This is a genomic window from Methylocystis sp. MJC1, assembly GCF_026427715.1.
Lineage (GTDB): Bacteria > Pseudomonadota > Alphaproteobacteria > Rhizobiales > Beijerinckiaceae > Methylocystis.
In genome coordinates, this window is record NZ_CP107558.1 from 307,176 (window position 1) to 323,784 (window position 16,609).

The window sequence follows — 16,609 nt, forward strand, 5'->3', positions numbered from 1 at the left end:
GAAAGGCGGCGGAAAATATGGTCTTCTGCGACTATGGCGCAGGCGATCGAGACGCTTCCCGACGATCCAAACGAACTGAAGGCGATGCTGCTTGCCGAGCGGGCGCGCAACGAGCGTCTCGTTCAGATCATCAAGGAGATGCAGCGCCATCGCTTTGGACGGCGCGCCGAGACCCTTCCCGAAGACCAGATGCTGCTCGCGCTCGAAGAGGTCGAGCAGACGGAAGCGGGCGCCGCGGCGGAGGGGGAAGCCAAGTCCGCCGCCGAACGTGAAAAGGCGGCCAGAAAGCGCCGCACGAACCGTGGCGCGCTACCTGCCCATCTCCCGCGCATCGAAACCATCATCGACATCGAGGATAAAGCCTGTCCTTGCTGCAAGGGCGCGCTCCACCAGATCGGCGAAGATGTCTCTGAGCGGCTCGACGTCGTGCCAGCGCAGTTCCGCGTGCTGGTGACGCGTCGACCCAAATACGCTTGTCGCGCCTGCGAGGGCGCGGTCGTGCAGGCGCCGGCCCCGGCGCGGCTGATCGAAGGCGGCTTGCCGACGGAGGTGACAGTCGCACATGTGCTCGTTTCCAAATACGCCGATCATCTTCCGCTTTATCGCCAAGCACAGATCTACGCCCGGCAGGGGATCGCCCTCGACCGTTCGACGCTCGCCGACTGGGTTGGTCGCGCCGCCTGGCATTTGCGGCCCGTGCACGAGCGGCTTCTGGAACACATCAGATCGTCGACGAAAATCTTCGCTGACGAGACAAGGGCGCCGGTGCTCGACCCCGGGCGCGGGCGTACCAAGACTGGCCAACTTTGGGCTTATGCGCGTGACGACCGGCCATGGGGCGGCGCCGATCCGCCAATCGCAGTCTATGTCTATGCGCAAAACCGAAAGTCCGAGCAGCCGCTCACGCATCTTGCTGGCTTCACGGGCGTCGTGCAGGTCGACGGTTACGCCGGCTATCGCGCGCTGACGCAGAAGAACAGCGTGTCGCTCGCCTTCTGCTGGTCTCACGTCCGCCGGCGCTTCTACGAACTCGCCGCAGCAGGTCCCGCGCCGATCGCCAGCGAGGCTCTGGCGCGCATCGGCGAACTCTACGCCATCGAGAGCGACATCCGCGGCCAAAGCGCCGGCAAACGTCGGGACGCGCGGCAGGAGAAATCCCGCCCCATCCTCGACGCGCTCGAGCCATGGCTGCGTGAAAAACTCGCGCTGATCAGCCAGAAGACCAAGCTCGCCGAGGCGATCCGCTACGCGCTCTCGCGCTGGGACGGCCTGACACGCTTCATCGACGACGGGCGCATCGAGATCGACTCCAATGTCGTCGAACGTGCAATCCGTCCCATCGCCCTCAATCGGAAAAACGCTCTCTTCGCGGGTTCGGACGGAGGCGGCGAAAACTGGGCGATCGTCGCCTCGCTCATCGAGACCTGCAAGCTCAATGGCGTCGATCCGCTGGCCTACATCGCTGACGCTCTTTCTAAGATCGTCAACGGCCATCTCGCCAGTAAGCTCGACGAACTGATGCCTTGGGCCTATGCACAATCCGCCGCGGCCTTCAAAGAGGTGGCCTGAAAACAGCGGTTACTCTATAAGAAATCAGCTTGATGTTTCTTTGCATCGCCGGGGCTGCATAGCCTTGCGGCCACCGCGCGGGGCCCTTGCGCAGTAGCGCCTTGAGCTTTGAGAAGGTCTTCTCGATCGGGCTGAAGTCCTCGGAGCGTTTCCTCGGTGAGTCGCCGCTGTCGCACGCCGCTCGCGTCATCAAGGTAAGCGCGCAAGCCGTGCTGGCCGATCGCGGCCGCTACGAGACGCTATTAAATCTCCTCGGTGGTTCTTCTACCGAGCTGGCGGCAAAGGCGTGTGGACATTATGCAAAAAAAAGGGTCGTGTCCGCGAGGACGCGACCCCTTCTGACGAGGAGGCAGTTCGCTAAGGCGCCGCCTTTATCCGTCTTACTGGAACAGCTTGAGGATCATCTGGCTGTTCTGGTTGGCGATCGAGAGCGCCTGAACGCCGAGCTGCTGCTGCGTCTGGAGCGCCTGCAGGCGGGTCGACACCTCGTTCATGTCCGCATCGACGAGCGAGCTGACGCCGGCGGTGAGCGAAGACTGAAGCGATTTCAAAAAGTCGCTCTGAGCCGTCACACTCGACTGCGTCGCGCCAATATTCGTGGCGTAAGTCGTCAGAGCTTTAATCGCCTGGTCCGCGTTGGAAAGCGTGTCCTGAATTTTGGAGGTATTGACCGGAGGCGGACCAGCGGCGACGGTGCCGGAGCCAGCAGCCGTGTTGAGATCGGCCAACGTCAGGGCGGTAAAGTCGGTCGGCGCGCCGACGCCGGTCGCCTGAGCCGTCTGCAACACGCCGGTGCCGGTCGTAGCAGGCGCGGTGAAAGGCGTGATAAGAGCCGTCAGGGTAAGATTGATCGTTCCGATCGTCGAAAAGGCTGCGCCCTTGCCATCCGTGTAGGACGCGATCAGGTCGAAGCTCGTCTGCGAACCATTCAGCAGGTTAACACCGTTCATGTTCGCCGAGCTGACGATATTCTTCAGCTGCTGGCCGAATGCCTGCAAGCTCGTCAGGATCTTGCTCTGGTCGGCGTTCGGGTCCGTCGCCTGAGCGACAGCCTGCTTGATGGCGTTCACCACCGTGATCGCTTGGTTGACGGCGGACGAGGCGACTGTGAGCGCCTGGTTGCCGACGCCGAGCGCGTCGCTGATCGTCGACAGCACCGAGTTGTCGGACTTCATGGTCGTCGCGATCGACCAGGTCGACGCATTGTCTGCGGCCGACTGGACTTTCAGGCCCGTGGCGACCTCATTCTGCGCCTTCGACAGCATTTGCTGCGTCGAGCGCAGCGATTGGAGCGCTGTCAGCGAGGAAAGATTGGTGTTGATGCTCGACATGATTTTACGCCTATCACTGTTGTTGTCTGTAACGCGCGGGCCGCGCCACTATGGCGGAACCGGCGGCATTCGAGACATCCCGGCGTTCCACCGGGCCAACGGAAACGGCTTCATGCCGCAGGGTTGAACCCCGTCCGAAGCGGAAGAGGAGGGCTCTAATCGCCCCGCCTCGGCGCATTAAAAGCAGGTCTTGGTAAAGAAACGGAAAACAGATCTTAAAATGGGCGCCCGACGCTAACGCAGGGGTTCGGAGAAGGGCAAATCGGCGCAGGCGCGCCCTCGCTTTCCTTTCGTGCGGGAGCGCCATTATTGGCGACGGTCCCACTGGAAATAAAAAAGGCCACGCCCGCCAGGGCGTGACCCTTTGAAAGTGACAGCGGCGCGCCACCGGGCGCCGCCTTTATCCGTCTTACTGGAACAGCTTGAGGATCATCTGGGTATTCTGATTCGCGATCGAGAGCGCCTGAACGCCGAGCTGCTGCTGCGTCTGGAGCGCCTGCAGGCGGGTCGACACCTCGTTCATGTCCGCATCGACGAGCGAGCTGACGCCGGCGGTGAGTGAGGACTGGAGGGATTTCAAGAAGTCGCTCTGAGCCGTCACGCTCGACTCCGTTGCGCCAATGTTCGTGGCGTAAGTCGTCAGAGCTTTAATCGCTTGGTCAGCGTTGGAAAGCGTATCCTGAATTTTCGAGGTATTGACCGGAGGCGGACCAGCGGCGACGGTGCCGGAGCCAGCAGCCGTGTTGAGATCGGCCAACGTCAGGGCGGTAAAGTCGGTCGGCGCGGTGACACCGGTCGCCTGAGCCGTCTGCAACACGCCGGTGCCGGTCGTAGCAGGCGCGGTGAAAGGCGTGATAAGAGCCGTCAGGGTAAGATTGATCGTCCCGATAGACGAAAAGGCTGCGCCTTTGCCATCCGAGTAAGACGCGATCAGGTTGAAGCTCGACTGCGAGCCATTCAGCAGGTTAACGCCATTCATGTTCGCCGAGCTGACGATATTCTTCAGCTGCTGGCCGAAGGCTTGCAAGCTCGTCAGGATCTTGCTCTGGTCGGCGTTCGGGTCGGTCGCCTGAGCGACAGCCTGCTTGATGGAGTTCATCACCGTGATCGCCTGATTGACGGCGGACGAGGCGACTGAAAGCGACTGGGTGCCGACGCCGAGCGCGTCGCTGATCGTCGACAGCACCGAGTTGTCGGACTTCATGGTCGTCGCGATCGACCAGGTCGACGCATTGTCCGCGGCCGACTGGACCTTCAGGCCCGTGGCGACTTCATTCTGCGCCTTCGACAGCATTTGCTGCGTCATGCGCAGTGATTGGAGAGCAGACAGGGACGCTAGGTTGGTATTGATACTCGACATGATTTTACGCCTTTCACTGTTGTCGTCTGTGACGCGCGGCCTCGCCATTATGGCGGAACCGGCGGCATTAGAGACATCCCGGCGTTCCACCGGGCCAACGGAAACGGCTTCATGCCGCGGGACCAACTTCCCCGTCCGCAGCGGATGATCAGGTTGTATGCGCGCCAGCCCAGCTTCGCAATCATTGGCTTTTCTTTTGGATAACGGCCCGTTTACGGGTTCGTCTCTTTGTCGATCGCCAACCCGAACTTGCAGCTGATCCTCAAGCTATTCCAGTAATCGCTTCAGCGAACAATGAAATACATGGTTGCCGGAGAGGCTCGGCCGGCCTTTTGTTTATACTTTGTTAAGCCCTGCTTAACGGTCTGTTAATCTCTACCTTAAAGCGGGCAGCCTCGCACAAGGCTTGATTAGAAATATCTTCACAACGGGCCGGGCCGCGCATCTGCAACCCTCGCGCCCTCGGAAAGGCCGGCATGTCCAGCACTTTGACTAATTCTTCGTCCTTCTTAGCGCTTCAAATACATCCCTTGGCGAGGCCCAAGGGGAGATCGCCAATCAAAACGCTCAGCTGATCATGAAGCTGTTCCTGTAACGCAATCTGATCGTTCATCCCGCCCCGGAAGCAGAAGTTTGCCTCGATGGATCAAGTTTCGCTCGTCTTGGATAATCTAAAGAGCCTCGGAAGCAAGAAGCTGGCGGCTCTCGCGTTGGTGTTCGGCTTGATCGTCAGCGTCGTGTTGGCCGGGACCTATTATCTCTCGCGGCCGAGCGAAGAGACCCTTTACGCCGGCCTCGATCGCGACGACGTGAGCAGAATTGGCGCGGCTTTGAAGGAAATGGGCGTCACATTTGACGTCAATCCTGAGGGTACCGCCATTCTGGTCCCTTATGGACAGACGGCCCGTGCGCGCATGCTGTTGGCCGAGCGTGGCCTGCCGCAGAGCGCCAACGCCGGTTATGAACTGTTCGACAAGGTTGGCGCGCTCGGCCTGACCTCATTCATGCAGGAAGTCACTCGCGTGCGAGCGATCGAGGGCGAGCTCGCCCGAACCATCCAATTGATGCGGGGGATTAAAGCGGCGCGAGTCCACATCGTCATGCCTGACGAAGGCTCGTTTCGCCGAGCGAAACAACCCCCTTCTGCATCGGTGGTAATTCGAACGGAAGGTCCCGACGATTCTGGCGCGGCGCAAGCGATTCGTCATCTGGTGGCGTCTGCGATGCCGGGCATGACGATTGATCAGGTGACTGTGCTCAACACCGACGGAATGATCCTCTCCGCGACAGACGGCGATCCGTCAGAAGCCGTTCCGACCAAGACATTGGCGCTCGAAAAGAGCGTCGCAAAAGACATACAGGACAATGTGCGACGCACATTGACTCCCTATCTGCGCCTGCCGAACTTTCAAGTGAGCGTGCGTGCGCGGGTGAATACCGATCGGCGTCAGACTAACGAGACGATCTACGACCCGGAGTCGAAAGTCGAACGTTCAACGCGCACGGTGAAGGAGTCGGCGCTTTCACAGAACGCCAGCAATTCGTCGCCCACGACCGTAGAGCGAAATGTGCCGCAGGAACGGACACAAAGCGGGGACGGGAAGCAATCCAACGACGAAAATAGAAAGAGCGAGGAGCTTACCAATTTTGAGGTTTCAACCAAGACCGTTACGACGGTCAGCGGCGGTTACACGATCGAAAATCTAGCGATAGCGGTTTTGATCAACCGCGCAGCCCTTGCGGAGGCAGGCAAGCCGGCGCCAAGCAAGGATTTGATCGAGCGTCAGGTCAAAGAAATCGAACAGATTGTTGCTTCTGCGGCTGGAATCAAGAGAGATCGGGGAGACGTCCTGAAGGTTTCCGCCGTCGAATTTACCTTCAACGAACACGAAATGACCCCGGTTGAGTCGCCTGGAGTGCTCGATAGCCTGAGCCATTATTTCGGCACGATGATCAACGCGGCGACAATGCTGGCAATCACAGCCGCCCTCGTGATCTTTGGTCTTATGCCGGCGACGCGCGCATTGCTCGCCGATGCACCGCAAGTCGATCGTGCTCAGGCTCCTCCATTATTGGGAATTGAAACCGAGGTTGGAGCCGACGATGATGGTTTGCTTCCACAGATGAGCGCGCCCACTCTGGCGCTGGACTCTGATCTGGACTCATTCGCTGCAATTGCGGGTCTGGGGCGCGTTTCGTCTCGTCAAAAGCTGGAGCAGCTGATCGAAATAGATGAAATGCAGGCTGCCTCGGTCCTGAAACGGTGGATGCGATCGGACGAAGCGGCATGATACAGCTCCGCCCAATCGGGTCTTATCTTACAAAGTTCGACAGTGGGAAAGCGGAAATCGATTCGATTCCCGCGATAGCAGAAACTGCGCCCATGTTCGACCTGGACGCACACATGCCGTCCAGCGAAGACCTCCTTGCCGAAGAGAGGGAAAAGGCGAGGGAGGAGGTGAGGGCTGAACTAGAACGCGATTACGAAGTGAAGCTCGAAGATGAACGGCAGGCGTTCGAGAAAGAGCGTGAAGCTTTTGACCAAAGGTTGGAAGCTCTCCGAGCCACATGGATGGAGGAAGAAGGAGCGCGAATCGCTCAGGTCATCCACCAGGATATCGAGTCCTGCTTCGAGAACATTCGTGGCGCCCTTGCACACATATTGACGCCATTCCTGACGCAAAACGCACTTACGCGCTCTTTGGACGATTTTATCGAGGCCGTGCGTTCAGCCGCTCTCGATCAAACAAATCCACTGGTCGAACTGCAAGGCCCTCCCGATCTGCTCGAGGTGGCGAGAGAACGTCTGTCCCAGGAACAGATATCATTGCGCACGATCGAGACGAATAGCCTCGACATCGCGGCAAGAATAAACAGCACGCTCATTGAGACGCGTATGGAAGAATGGGTCCGGCGTCTGCGCAATGGAGAATAATGGACAATGAGCCACGACGACTCGAATGAAGTGATTATTGTCCGCAGGCGACATGACGATGGGGACGAAGACCATCACGGCGGCGTTTGGAAGCTTGCCTTCGCCGATTTCATGACCGCCATGATGGCGTTTTTTCTCGTGATGTGGCTGATCAACTCGACCACGAAGGAGACGAAAGCGGCGATTGTGCAATATTTTAACCCAGTGCAGCTCGTTGACTCGAAACCAGCCAGAAAAGGCCTTCAGGATCCCAAGGAAGGCGGCCAGGGCGCGACCATGCAGCGTACTGCCACCGATAAAGCGGCGCATCAGGGCACGCCGAGCCAGGATGCAGTCGAGGCGGACGCCGCTTCTTTGCATAAAGATCCGATAAAGGCGCTCGATGCGATTGCCAAGTTGGATCCTCCTCGCGTAGCGGCGGCCGGGTCTCCCGGCAATACGATGCCGGACCCTTTCGATCGCATGGATCAACGCGCCATGCCAGATGAGGCCGCCGCGAGCGCGCCTAAATCGAGTTCGCAAAAAAAGAGCGACGCGCAGGAACGCTCCATTCAATCCTCGGCCGCTAACCCAACAAAGGCTGACGCTAGCACCGCAATTGGGAGCGCTGTTGAAACTGCAATCAAGGCTGAGGCTCAGGGATCGCGCAGCGTCCCGAAATTGGAGGTGAAAGGCGTCGAAGATGGCGTGCTGATCAGCCTGACAGACGACGCCAATTTCTCGATGTTCGATGTTGGTTCGATCCGACCGAAACCGCAGCTCGTGCGCATTTTGCAGAAAATCGGCGGGCTTCTGACGAAGCAACCTGGCAATGTCGAAATCGCCGGCCATACAGATGGACGAACCTATAAGGCGGGAGCCTACGATAACTGGCGGCTTTCTTCCGATCGCGCCAATATGGTTCTCTACATGCTCGTGCGTGGGGGGCTGCCCGCGTCGCGCGTGACAAGGATTTCCGGATTTGCCGATCGACGCTTGAAGACGCCCGAAGCACCCCTCGCTCCGAACAACCGCCGTATCGAGATTCTTGTTCGTGGGGATCGCAGTTGAGGCTTAGCCGGCTCCTCGCATCGCTGTCGATGGTTGCGCTTGGTTGCTCGACAATCCAGGCGCACGCCTGCGACCTCGTCGGTAGCGTATGGGAGTTGATAGAGTCGCAGGATCGCGCCGTCGCCGGCGATGCCCCTCGTCAAGCGAAGATAATGCCGCGAATCGACGGCTGCGTATCATCCCTTTCGACAGAGGACTGGAAACAACAAAGAAATTACCGCGCTGCGGTCATTTATGTTTTGGCTGGGGGAGGATCGACCCGGTTTAGGCGGCTCTTGCAGGACCACATCATCGAGGAAAAAGATCCCCCGCTTCTCACGGCAAGTCTGGCCTTTGCAGATCGCGATCGGGAAAATGCCATTAAACTGATGTCTCCGATCGACGTACGAATCTATACTTCGATCCTAGCCGGACATTTAGCGCTTGTCCGGGGAGGCTTGCTGATCGGCGTCGACAACAAAGAAGCGGCAAAATCGCTTGCGTACGCACGGCTGATGATGCCGGGGTCCCAAGTAGAGGAAGCTGCGCTGCGCCGTGAGATAGCGATTACCGATCCGAGAACCGAGACGGAGCGTTACATCCTTCTCGCGAGGCGCTACCAATTCAATTATCCTCGTTCGCCTTTCGCGACGAAATATTGGCAAAATCTTACGTCGACTCTTTCCAAGATGGACCTCGCTATGGAGGGCGGGCGTGCGGCCGAGTTCGAAGAACTATTCAAAGCTGCGCCTGCAAGCTTCGGATTCGAGTTTCATGCGACGCTTGCGCGTATGAGCATTCAGATGTCTCGTCCGGAAATCTTGAAGGCGCAAACACAGGCCGCCGAGGGCTTTGCGGAAAGCGCGCAGGCCAAAGAGCGTGTGAAGCTCTATCAGGCGGCGCTGCATGTGATGGTTGGCGATTTGGTTGCAAGTGACTCAGATCTGAAAAATATCGACGCCTCCGCCTTGAACAAAGAAGAAGTCATGATCTTGAAGACGCTTCGGAGTGTTGGCGCGAGGCTTGAAGTTGGGGACGAGCCGCAGCCAGCCCAGGCGGCGACATCGGCGCCGGACCGAGATCCCGATATGCCGCTTTTCCAGAGCTTGGAGCGGTCACTCGATGATTCCGGAAAACTCCTGGAAAGGGCGGGTCGCTAATGAATTCGTTGAGCACGCAAGGGACGACCCTTTTGGAAAACGGCGTTGTTTCGACAATGAACCGGCGTGAGTCTTCAGACCCGAATGGAGCGCGGGCTTCGACCTTTTCGGAGCAATTCAGCACGCTCCACAGCAAAGCAAGTGCGCAAAAGGCGGAGGCGCCTTCACATGATAGCGCGCGGGGTGACAAGGATACCGACAACCAGGCGTCGAACAACCAAAATGCTCCTCGCCCGATCGTCGAAAGCCTGACCGTGCTGCGGCTGTCCCGGATGCAAAAGGCGGTTCAAAACAACCAACCGGCAAAAAAGAACAAATTGGATGAGTCGGCCGCTTCTGGAACCACCGGGGGAGACGTCGCCAATTCGGCTATGAGCACGCTAAGCCCCGAGCAAATCTCATTGCTAGTCCAGGGATTAGCGGGGGCCAGCGCAATTATGAGTTCTGGCGACGCAGGCGCTCAAAGCGGTTCCGATACAACGACGCCGAGCATCGAACCTGCAAATCCAACGGCCCAGGGCCTGCTTGCAACTCTTTTCCCAGAGGCGGCAACTCAAGCTTTGTCTGGCAAATCATCGTTTCTAGATGCAGCGGCGCCAGCTGAAGGCGCTGCTACAAAAGACACCGCCAAATCGGCGTCGGACGCTGCTGAAGCGTCAACGCTTATAGCGCCCGATCCGGCGAATATTTCTATTCTTGAGCCTTCAATCCAAGTTTCACCGACTTTGGACACTACTGCGCCTAAGCGTATGACGCTTGACTCATTTCTCGCTCAGTTACCAGCGGCTCTGACCCAAGCGATCTCTGAGAAAACGGCCTTTTCGAAAGGTGCCCACCCAGCCGCAATGAACACTGTCGATGGATCGAAACCTTCGGCGTTGGTCTCGACGACCAGCTCTCTCCTCATTGCTTCGAGCCCGGTTCCACTAGGTTCGGACGTTATGAAGACGAACGTTTCCGCCGCGCCGACAAAATTGACGCTGATGTCGTTCGCCACTCATCTCCCAGCTGCGCAACTGCCTGCTCTAGCTATGGAGGGTGCCGCCGCCGGAGACGCAAGTTCGATGAATGCGCCCCCTTCTTTCTCTCATACGAACGCAGAAATCCAGGACCCCAAGGAGAAATCTCTCTCCGCAGCTAATGACGCCTTCGTTCAGCAACTCGAATTGCAGGGCGGGGCCACCGCGGCGGCGCCGATTAGTTCGCCCAGCTCAGGAGGCAGCTCTGGGAGTGTCACCCAAACGACCGCTCCTGCGCCGAGCAATGCGATAAGTGACAATGCGAAGGACAGTCCGTCAAAGATTCTGACGTTTCACCTCGAGCCGGAAGACCTCGGCGCCGTCACGGTCAGAATGCAGCTCACGAAGACGCGCGTTTCCTTGAGGATCGACGTGAATTCGCCGGCTGTGCAAAAAACGCTGACTCAGTCCCGGGACCAACTTTCACAGGCGTTAAGCGTTTCCGGTCATTCGGTCGACGATATAGCGATCAGGGTCAGCCCCGCTCCGGTTCCATCGGCTACCGTTAACGATGCGCCCCAGAATGAGTCTCAGGCGTCGTTCGATCAACGAGGGGAAGGGGGATCATTTGGCGGGAACGATAGCACAGGAAACAATCGGGATGGCCAGACCTTTTCCCGCTCGCCGAGAAAAGATGGTTCCCAAGAGCAAGGCGGGACGCGCAGCGGCGGCAATCCTGGCGCTTCTGGCGTTTATCTCTGATGCGCGATCTGACGTTCGATCCGGGACGCCCAGCAATGTGTGTGAGCGCGAGATGCTGCGCGCCGCCCAAGAGCATAACGTACCGGTCGCAGTGCTTTATGCTGTCGCATTAACGGAGACCGGCCAAAGAGGCGACCTGCACGAATATGCGATGAACGTGGGGGGGCGACCGGTTTTTAGCCCGTCTTTACCCGAAGCGATCACGATATTTGAAGGCGCCCGCGCTCGTGGCGTCAAACTGATAGATATCGGCTGCATGCAGGTCAATCATCACTATCATGGCCGCATGTTCCCGTCTGTCGAGGCGATGTTCGATCCGCGTCAGAATGTCGATTATGCGGCGACGTTTCTTCGTAATTTATACCGAAGTGAAAAGACCTGGACGAGCGCGGTTGCGCGGTACCACGCGGGGCCAGGCAATGCGCCAGCTCAGAAAAGCTATGTGTGTGCGGTTATTGGAAACATGATTGCGAGTGGTTTCGGCTCTTGGACCGAGCAATCGAAAGCCTTTTGTGCGATGGTGCGCAGCGAAATGGCGTCACGGCGTCCTTGACGCCGTGAAGAAGCGCTTTTCAAATCATTGAACCACGATTTCAGCCTGCATGGCGCCAGCGTTTTTGATCGCCTGGAGGATAGAAATAATGTCTGTCGGCTTGAGGCCGATCTGATTGAGCCCCTTCACGAGCGTCTTGAGATTTGGCCCGGTGAGAGTCGCGACCTGACCTGCTGGCTCGGAGGCGGTAACCGAGGTCTGCGATGTTACGACGGTTTGACCGTTGGAGAATGGCGCGGGCTGGGACACTTGCGGCATCTCTGTCACGCGAAGCGTGAGGCCGCCGTGAGTCACAGCCACAGGCGATATCTGAACGTCTGCGCCGATAACGACAGTGCCGGTGCGTTCGTTGATCACGACCTTGGCGGGCGTGCTCGGAGACACGTGAATATCACCGATCTCTGCAAGGAAACGCGTTGCGTGGACACCCGGCGGAAGGTGAAGCGCGACTGTTCGATTGTCGCGTTCTACGGCCGCAGCGGAATGATAGCGGCGACGCGTAAATTTGTTGATCGCATCAGTGATCTGGACACTGGTGGCGAAGTCGGGATTGTGGAGTTCGAGCGCAAGTGTGCCATCTCCCGAACTAGGCCGTGGCGGCTCCTTCTCGATAGTCGCGCCATTCGCGATTCGCCCCACCGTGGCGACGCCATGGGTAAGCGTTTCGTTTTGACCTGAAACAGCGAAGCCAGAGACGGCGAGTGGTCCCTGCGCGATCGCATAAACGGCGCCATCGACACCGGTCAAGGGCGTAAGAATCAGTGTCCCGCCCATAAGGGACGTCGCATCGCCAAGCGATGACACTGTAATGTCCAGAGTTGTGCCCCAAGCAGCGAAGGGCGGCATTGACGCTGTCACCATGACCGAGGCAAGGTTTCTGGTGCGCATCAAATTTGTTTGAGGTGGACCGCCGGCGGCATTTGGGCCGACATTGAGATTGACGCCCATGCGGCTGAGCATCGACGACAGGGATTGCTCGGTGAACGGCGTATTTCTTAGCGTATCGCCGGTGCCCTGCAGGCCGACGACGAGGCCGTAGCCAACCAGCTGATAGTCTCGCAGCCCGTATGTCGAGGTGATGTCCTTAATTCGCACGCCGGCGAGCGAGGTCTCCGACGTGACCAGCAATACGCCCAGCACGAGCCAATGACGCTTCATCCTTCACTGACCTTTACAGTTCCATCGGGCTGAATGACGCCGACGACAACCAAGTTGCTATCCTGGTTGCGGACCCGAATGAGGTCGCCCGCCGCACCAGCTTGCAACGCCATTCCCAAAGCAGTGATCGTCAACCCGTCCTCGGAAAATACGATCTTGACTTGCGTCCCTATCGTGATCAGGCGCGGGTTATCCACGGCGATCGCCAGAATCGGCTGACCGGGCAATAAAGTCCGGCGCGCAATTTTGCCGACAAGATCCTTTCTCGACACGACGATGCCGCGGCGAGCGCTCGCGTCCGGGGCAGCCTCCATGTCGTCCAAAACGCTGTCGTCGAGGCGGTCGCCTGGATAGATCGTTACGCGGGGCGTGGGGATGCTCGTCTCCGAAGCCAAAGATGACGTCGCGTAAAGCTGCGCGCATGAAGCAGCCAAGGCAGCTGCAAGCACGATTTGTCGAGGCCCCGGCGCCATCAGCGGATACCTTTCGTGACCGTGCCAGCCATGTCATCGACAGTCTGGATGACCTTGGAGTTAAGCTCGAAAGCGCGCTGCGCGGAGATCATGCTGACGAGCTCTTTTACCGGATCGACGTTCGAGCTCTCGAGGTAACCCTGAGCGATCAAGCCATAGCCCGGATCGCCCGGCACGCCCACAACCGGAGTGCCCGACGCAGTCGTTTCGCGAAAGAGATTGCCGCCGAGCGCCTCGAGCCCCGCGTCATTTGGGAAGGTTGCCGTGGTGAGCTGGCCCAATTGCTGAGGCGCGGTTTGGCCGGCAATGACCGCTGTGACAAGGCCGGATTGCGACACCGAGACGCTTACGGCGTTATTCGGCACAGTGATCGTCGGAGAGAGTAAATACCCGTCGACAGTCACAAGCTGGCTGTTGGCGTTCGTGCTCAACGAGCCAGAACGAGAGTAAAGAATTTCATTGTTTGGGCCGGTAATTTGAAACCAGCCTGCGCCGTTGATGGCGAGATCGTAGCTGTTGCCCGTCTGCGAAAGTGGGCCTTGGATCTCGAGGCTGCGAATCGCGGCAAGTCGAACGCCGAGGCCCGTCTGCGAGCCTTGCGGCACGATTGCATCACGACCCCGGTTCGATACGCCCTGCAACCTTTCCGTTTGATAAAGCAGATCGGTGAATTCCGCGCGAGACCGCTTGAAGGCGGTCGTATTGATGTTAGCGATATTGTTCGAGATGACCTCGATGTTTTGTTGCTGCGCGCTCATTCCAGTCGCCGCAATAGCAAGGGCCCGCATTTGGAAAACTCCTCAGATCGCCATTTTGCTGATTTCTTGATAGGCGTTCACGACCTTGTCCCGAACGGCGATCATTGTCTGGAGCGAGCGCTCGGCAGCCATTACCGCGTCCACTACTTGCAGCATCGAAGCCTGACCGTGAACACCGGCGATCGCCGCTGATTCGCCACTCTTGATAGTATCAGCTCCTTCGTTAGCCAATTGTTTCAGAACGTCGCCGAAAGACACTTCTGATGATGCAATCTTCGTCGATTGCGCGAAGGGCGCCGAACGTTCGATCGGTGCTGTTGCGTAAGATAGGCTGAGGGCAGAAATCTCGCTCACGAATTATCCCTTCAAGAGATCGATCGTCATCGAAAGAAGATCGCGGGTTTGTTTCATCGTCTGTAGGTCGGCTTCATAGGCGCGATTCGCTTCTCGCATGTCAGCCATTTCGACGATCATATTGACGTTCGGCAGCGTGACATTGCCGTTTGGGTCAGCCGCCGGATTGCCCGGATCGTATTCGACGTTGAAAGGCGATCGATCGACGCCGACCGCGCCCGAGCGCACGAGGGCGACACCGGAGGCGCGATCGAGTTCGCTGCTGAATGTGAGGGTTTTGCGCCGATATGGTTCTGCGCCGGAAGTCTTTCCGGTCGACATGACGTTGGCTAGATTTTCCGAAACGACGCGTAGACGGGCCGACTGTGCGGCAAGACCTGATCCGGCGACTTTGAGAGAGGCAAAAAGCGGATCCATGGATCTTACCCTTTAAGGCTCGAAAGCCACATGCCGTGGAACGTTTTGAGGACGTTCGTATCCATCGAGAAGTTGTTGCGAACGTCGCCGGCTTTGATCAGCTCCGCTTCAAGGGAGACGTCATTGCCGGAGTGTGAGACTTCCCACGCTTCTCCGCCTCTGGCTGATACGGATTCCCCCGATGGCGTGATCGACTGATGGGATGTGCTCGTTGTCGCCATTCTGAGGCCAGCGCTCTTGTCGAGCACCTTGGCGAAATCCGAGAGGTCCTGGGTCTTATAGCCGGGCGTGTTGGCGTGCGCGATGTTTTGCGAAACAATCGATTGCCTGGCTGAGAGCCACCCCCTCTGGAGGCTCAACAGGCCGAAGAGATGAACAGGCTCCATATTGCTCCCTTCCTTTCGTTAAAGGAAGCTAACCGGGATCGCTTGCGTCGGACTGAACGACAAGAACTGACCGTGGTGAGGTCGTGCACAAATGAATGCGCCGATCGACTTTCATCGACCGGCGCCGGGCAAATGTCTTTGGGAGGTCGGCTTATCGCTCAGGCAACCTTAGTGCCGGGCACAAAGGGCGTCACGCGAGGTTGAGCATCAGACTGCTGCTCATTCAAGACACGGCTCTCAATGGCGGCGGCAAGCTTTTGCTGAAGCGTGGTTGCGACGTTTTCACTCGACACGCGCTGGACGCCGTGGATTTCGTTCATCTCCTGGATAAAACGATCGATGGCCTTGAGGGCGCGATATTGCGGGAGATTACCCAGGTCAGCCATCATTTGATCATGCATGGCTTTCAATTGCGTCATCGTCTGCATCAAGCGGCTCCTTCATTGGGTAATGAAGAGTTAACCAGCGTAACTATCGCGAGGCTTGCCGAGGCGATTGGGCATGAGGACCGTGCACCCGCGAAGCTAATGGGGAATCTCGTCTTTAGGAACAAAGGTGAGATTCTTGACCAGAGTTTCCTTTATCCGCTTCTTCCCTAGACGCGTATTCACATTCGCAGTGATTTGCTTTGTCAGCGAATCGATGTCCATCTTCTCCAACTTTGCGAAATCGATCTTCGTGTCCGAGTAAATGAGGCGGAACGCCTCATCCATTAGAAATCCCTCGGGATCAACATCGCCGCTCCCGTGGCCCTCGCCTGCCTCCATAACAAACATGAATTCGACCGACACATATCCTTTGAGCACGCCATTGGTGATGACGGGCACCGAAATCGGCTTTACTTTTTTGAGTTCGGTCTTAACGGGAAGATCGGAAACGGCCGGCGTGGCGGCTCGATGCTCCTGCCAATAGGCGCCGCCATATGTTGACGCCAGGGCAACGACGCCGCACCAGAGGCCCACCACCAACGTGCGGATCATCCAAGCCTCTCATTGGCCCGGAGGGATGCGTGACGGCAATAGGTGCCGTCGGATTCTTCAGCACGAATGGTGTTGATTATCAGTCTCGAAATCTCAGATGCAGCCTGGAGATGCTGCTTCAAGACTTCGCCATTCTGCGCCAGGCGTTCGTTCAGGCGTTGGAGCGCCGTGACTAACTGTGGCGAAACGGTTGTGACGCTTCGCGAGACAATCGTGAATTCGAGCAGCGCATGATTTTTTTTTGAGTTGAAGCTTTCGAATTCTACTTTATCTCCAGCCAATAGCGCTTTTGTCTCCGCGCTGGCCAAGGCGTCCATTCGATCGATCCATCGCATCAGGGCGGCCTCGGCTTCTGCCGAAGGTGAGTTTTCCGGAAGTAATAGCCAGCGGCCGGCGCCGGGTTGAGCTAAAGAATCACTCACGAG

At 58.0% G+C, this 16,609-nt stretch carries 19 protein-coding genes; 8 read left to right on the forward strand and 11 right to left on the reverse strand.

Features of this window, described 5'->3' with window-relative positions; all coding sequences use genetic code 11:
* The first annotated feature begins 33 nt into the window (after window positions 1–33).
* The gene (tnpC, locus tag OGR47_RS01480) at window positions 34–1,569 is read left to right on the forward strand and encodes an IS66 family transposase (RefSeq protein ID WP_216697874.1); all 1,536 of its coding nucleotides are present in this window, start codon (window positions 34–36) and stop codon (window positions 1,567–1,569) included.
* A 380-nt stretch (window positions 1,570–1,949) separates the two neighbouring features.
* On the opposite strand, the gene OGR47_RS01485 is transcribed toward tnpC, so the two are convergent.
* Entirely contained in the window at window positions 1,950–2,900 is a 951-nt protein-coding gene (locus OGR47_RS01485) for a flagellin (protein ID WP_165052816.1), read from the reverse strand.
* On the opposite strand from OGR47_RS01485, the gene OGR47_RS01490 reads away from it, so the two are divergent.
* The gene (locus OGR47_RS01490; RefSeq protein WP_165052813.1) at window positions 2,890–3,027 is read left to right on the forward strand and encodes a hypothetical protein; all 138 of its coding nucleotides are present in this window, start codon (window positions 2,890–2,892) and stop codon (window positions 3,025–3,027) included. The genes OGR47_RS01485 and OGR47_RS01490 overlap by 11 nt on opposite strands.
* Window positions 3,028–3,309: 282 nt before the next feature.
* Here the strand turns inward: OGR47_RS01490 and OGR47_RS01495 are convergent, their stop codons facing one another.
* Window positions 3,310–4,194 carry a flagellin gene (locus OGR47_RS01495; RefSeq protein ID WP_253948081.1) on the reverse strand — a complete coding sequence of 295 codons (885 nt, stop codon included), beginning with the start codon at window positions 4,192–4,194 and terminating at the stop codon, window positions 3,310–3,312.
* Between the two features lie 707 nt (window positions 4,195–4,901).
* On the opposite strand from OGR47_RS01495, the gene fliF reads away from it, so the two are divergent.
* The 6 genes from fliF to OGR47_RS01525 all read left to right on the forward strand — a co-directional run bounded on the left by fliF (window position 4,902) and on the right by OGR47_RS01525 (window position 11,658).
* Complete coding sequence (fliF, locus tag OGR47_RS01500) at window positions 4,902–6,551, forward strand: flagellar basal-body MS-ring/collar protein FliF (protein WP_165052808.1); 1,650 nt, start codon at window positions 4,902–4,904, stop codon at window positions 6,549–6,551.
* 92 nt (window positions 6,552–6,643) lie between these two features.
* Window positions 6,644–7,195: a hypothetical protein gene (locus OGR47_RS01505; RefSeq protein WP_165052805.1), complete on the forward strand. Its 552-nt coding sequence runs from the start codon at window positions 6,644–6,646 to the stop codon at window positions 7,193–7,195.
* A gap of 6 nt (window positions 7,196–7,201) precedes the next feature.
* Complete coding sequence (locus tag OGR47_RS01510; protein WP_165052802.1) at window positions 7,202–8,245, forward strand: flagellar motor protein MotB; 1,044 nt, start codon at window positions 7,202–7,204, stop codon at window positions 8,243–8,245.
* A gap of 152 nt (window positions 8,246–8,397) precedes the next feature.
* Entirely contained in the window at window positions 8,398–9,384 is a 987-nt protein-coding gene (locus OGR47_RS01515) for a hypothetical protein (protein ID WP_165052799.1), read from the forward strand.
* On the forward strand, window positions 9,384–11,105 hold the full coding sequence (locus OGR47_RS01520) for a flagellar hook-length control protein FliK (protein WP_165052797.1): 1,722 nt from the start codon (window positions 9,384–9,386) through the stop codon (window positions 11,103–11,105). Before OGR47_RS01515 ends, OGR47_RS01520 begins: the two co-directional genes overlap by 1 nt.
* Window positions 11,038–11,658 carry a transglycosylase SLT domain-containing protein gene (locus OGR47_RS01525; RefSeq protein ID WP_371824409.1) on the forward strand — a complete coding sequence of 207 codons (621 nt, stop codon included), beginning with the start codon at window positions 11,038–11,040 and terminating at the stop codon, window positions 11,656–11,658. The genes OGR47_RS01520 and OGR47_RS01525 overlap by 68 nt, the downstream gene beginning before the upstream one ends.
* Window positions 11,659–11,682: 24 nt before the next feature.
* On the opposite strand, the gene OGR47_RS01530 is transcribed toward OGR47_RS01525, so the two are convergent.
* The 9 genes from OGR47_RS01530 to OGR47_RS01570 form a co-directional block, all read right to left on the reverse strand.
* Window positions 11,683–12,816 (reverse strand): flagellar basal body P-ring protein FlgI, encoded by a 1,134-nt coding sequence (locus tag OGR47_RS01530; RefSeq protein ID WP_165052794.1) that lies wholly within the window; start codon window positions 12,814–12,816, stop codon window positions 11,683–11,685.
* A complete protein-coding gene (flgA, locus tag OGR47_RS01535; protein ID WP_165052792.1) occupies window positions 12,813–13,289 on the reverse strand; it encodes a flagellar basal body P-ring formation chaperone FlgA in 477 nt (158 codons plus the stop codon). Before flgA ends, OGR47_RS01530 begins: the two co-directional genes overlap by 4 nt.
* Window positions 13,289–14,077 carry a flagellar basal-body rod protein FlgG gene (gene flgG, locus OGR47_RS01540; protein WP_165052788.1) on the reverse strand — a complete coding sequence of 263 codons (789 nt, stop codon included), beginning with the start codon at window positions 14,075–14,077 and terminating at the stop codon, window positions 13,289–13,291. The genes flgA and flgG overlap by 1 nt, the downstream gene beginning before the upstream one ends.
* Before the next feature lie 12 nt (window positions 14,078–14,089).
* Window positions 14,090–14,401 (reverse strand): flagellar hook-basal body complex protein FliE, encoded by a 312-nt coding sequence (locus tag OGR47_RS01545; protein WP_165052785.1) that lies wholly within the window; start codon window positions 14,399–14,401, stop codon window positions 14,090–14,092.
* 3 nt (window positions 14,402–14,404) lie between these two features.
* Entirely contained in the window at window positions 14,405–14,818 is a 414-nt protein-coding gene (flgC, locus tag OGR47_RS01550; protein ID WP_165052782.1) for a flagellar basal body rod protein FlgC, read from the reverse strand.
* A 5-nt stretch (window positions 14,819–14,823) separates the two neighbouring features.
* Window positions 14,824–15,204, reverse strand: coding sequence for a flagellar basal body protein (locus OGR47_RS01555; protein WP_165052779.1), 381 nt, complete (start codon window positions 15,202–15,204; stop codon window positions 14,824–14,826).
* Between the two features lie 158 nt (window positions 15,205–15,362).
* Window positions 15,363–15,632, reverse strand: a complete 270-nt coding sequence (locus OGR47_RS01560; RefSeq protein WP_165052775.1) for a hypothetical protein — start codon at window positions 15,630–15,632, stop codon at window positions 15,363–15,365.
* A 96-nt stretch (window positions 15,633–15,728) separates the two neighbouring features.
* Complete coding sequence (locus tag OGR47_RS01565; RefSeq protein WP_165052772.1) at window positions 15,729–16,184, reverse strand: flagellar basal body-associated protein FliL; 456 nt, start codon at window positions 16,182–16,184, stop codon at window positions 15,729–15,731.
* Window positions 16,181–16,606 (reverse strand): hypothetical protein, encoded by a 426-nt coding sequence (locus tag OGR47_RS01570; RefSeq protein WP_165052769.1) that lies wholly within the window; start codon window positions 16,604–16,606, stop codon window positions 16,181–16,183. Before OGR47_RS01570 ends, OGR47_RS01565 begins: the two co-directional genes overlap by 4 nt.
* Window positions 16,607–16,609 lie beyond the last annotated feature (3 nt).

What these genes read in the sequence shown, in the direction of transcription:
- fliF (WP_165052808.1), top strand. Translation starts at nt 4,902, where the DNA reads ATGGATCAAGTTTCGCTCGTCTTGGATAATCTAAAGAGCCTCGGAAGC.
- OGR47_RS01520 (WP_165052797.1), top strand. Translation starts at nt 9,384, where the DNA reads ATGAATTCGTTGAGCACGCAAGGGACGACCCTTTTGGAAAACGGCGTT.
- flgG (WP_165052788.1), bottom strand. Translation starts at nt 14,077, where the DNA reads ATGCGGGCCCTTGCTATTGCGGCGACTGGAATGAGCGCGCAGCAACAA.
- OGR47_RS01490 (WP_165052813.1), top strand. Translation starts at nt 2,890, where the DNA reads ATGCTCGACATGATTTTACGCCTATCACTGTTGTTGTCTGTAACGCGC.
- OGR47_RS01525 (WP_371824409.1), top strand. Translation starts at nt 11,038, where the DNA reads ATGGTTCCCAAGAGCAAGGCGGGACGCGCAGCGGCGGCAATCCTGGCG.
- OGR47_RS01565 (WP_165052772.1), bottom strand. Translation starts at nt 16,184, where the DNA reads ATGATCCGCACGTTGGTGGTGGGCCTCTGGTGCGGCGTCGTTGCCCTG.
- OGR47_RS01555 (WP_165052779.1), bottom strand. Translation starts at nt 15,204, where the DNA reads ATGGAGCCTGTTCATCTCTTCGGCCTGTTGAGCCTCCAGAGGGGGTGG.
- OGR47_RS01505 (WP_165052805.1), top strand. Translation starts at nt 6,644, where the DNA reads ATGTTCGACCTGGACGCACACATGCCGTCCAGCGAAGACCTCCTTGCC.
- OGR47_RS01510 (WP_165052802.1), top strand. Translation starts at nt 7,202, where the DNA reads ATGAGCCACGACGACTCGAATGAAGTGATTATTGTCCGCAGGCGACAT.
- OGR47_RS01530 (WP_165052794.1), bottom strand. Translation starts at nt 12,816, where the DNA reads ATGAAGCGTCATTGGCTCGTGCTGGGCGTATTGCTGGTCACGTCGGAG.
- OGR47_RS01485 (WP_165052816.1), bottom strand. Translation starts at nt 2,900, where the DNA reads ATGTCGAGCATCAACACCAATCTTTCCTCGCTGACAGCGCTCCAATCG.
- OGR47_RS01495 (WP_253948081.1), bottom strand. Translation starts at nt 4,194, where the DNA reads ATGCTGTCGAAGGCGCAGAATGAAGTCGCCACGGGCCTGAAGGTCCAG.
- flgC (WP_165052782.1), bottom strand. Translation starts at nt 14,818, where the DNA reads ATGGATCCGCTTTTTGCCTCTCTCAAAGTCGCCGGATCAGGTCTTGCC.
- tnpC (WP_216697874.1), top strand. Translation starts at nt 34, where the DNA reads ATGGCGCAGGCGATCGAGACGCTTCCCGACGATCCAAACGAACTGAAG.
- OGR47_RS01560 (WP_165052775.1), bottom strand. Translation starts at nt 15,632, where the DNA reads ATGCAGACGATGACGCAATTGAAAGCCATGCATGATCAAATGATGGCT.
- OGR47_RS01515 (WP_165052799.1), top strand. Translation starts at nt 8,398, where the DNA reads ATGCCGCGAATCGACGGCTGCGTATCATCCCTTTCGACAGAGGACTGG.
- flgA (WP_165052792.1), bottom strand. Translation starts at nt 13,289, where the DNA reads ATGGCGCCGGGGCCTCGACAAATCGTGCTTGCAGCTGCCTTGGCTGCT.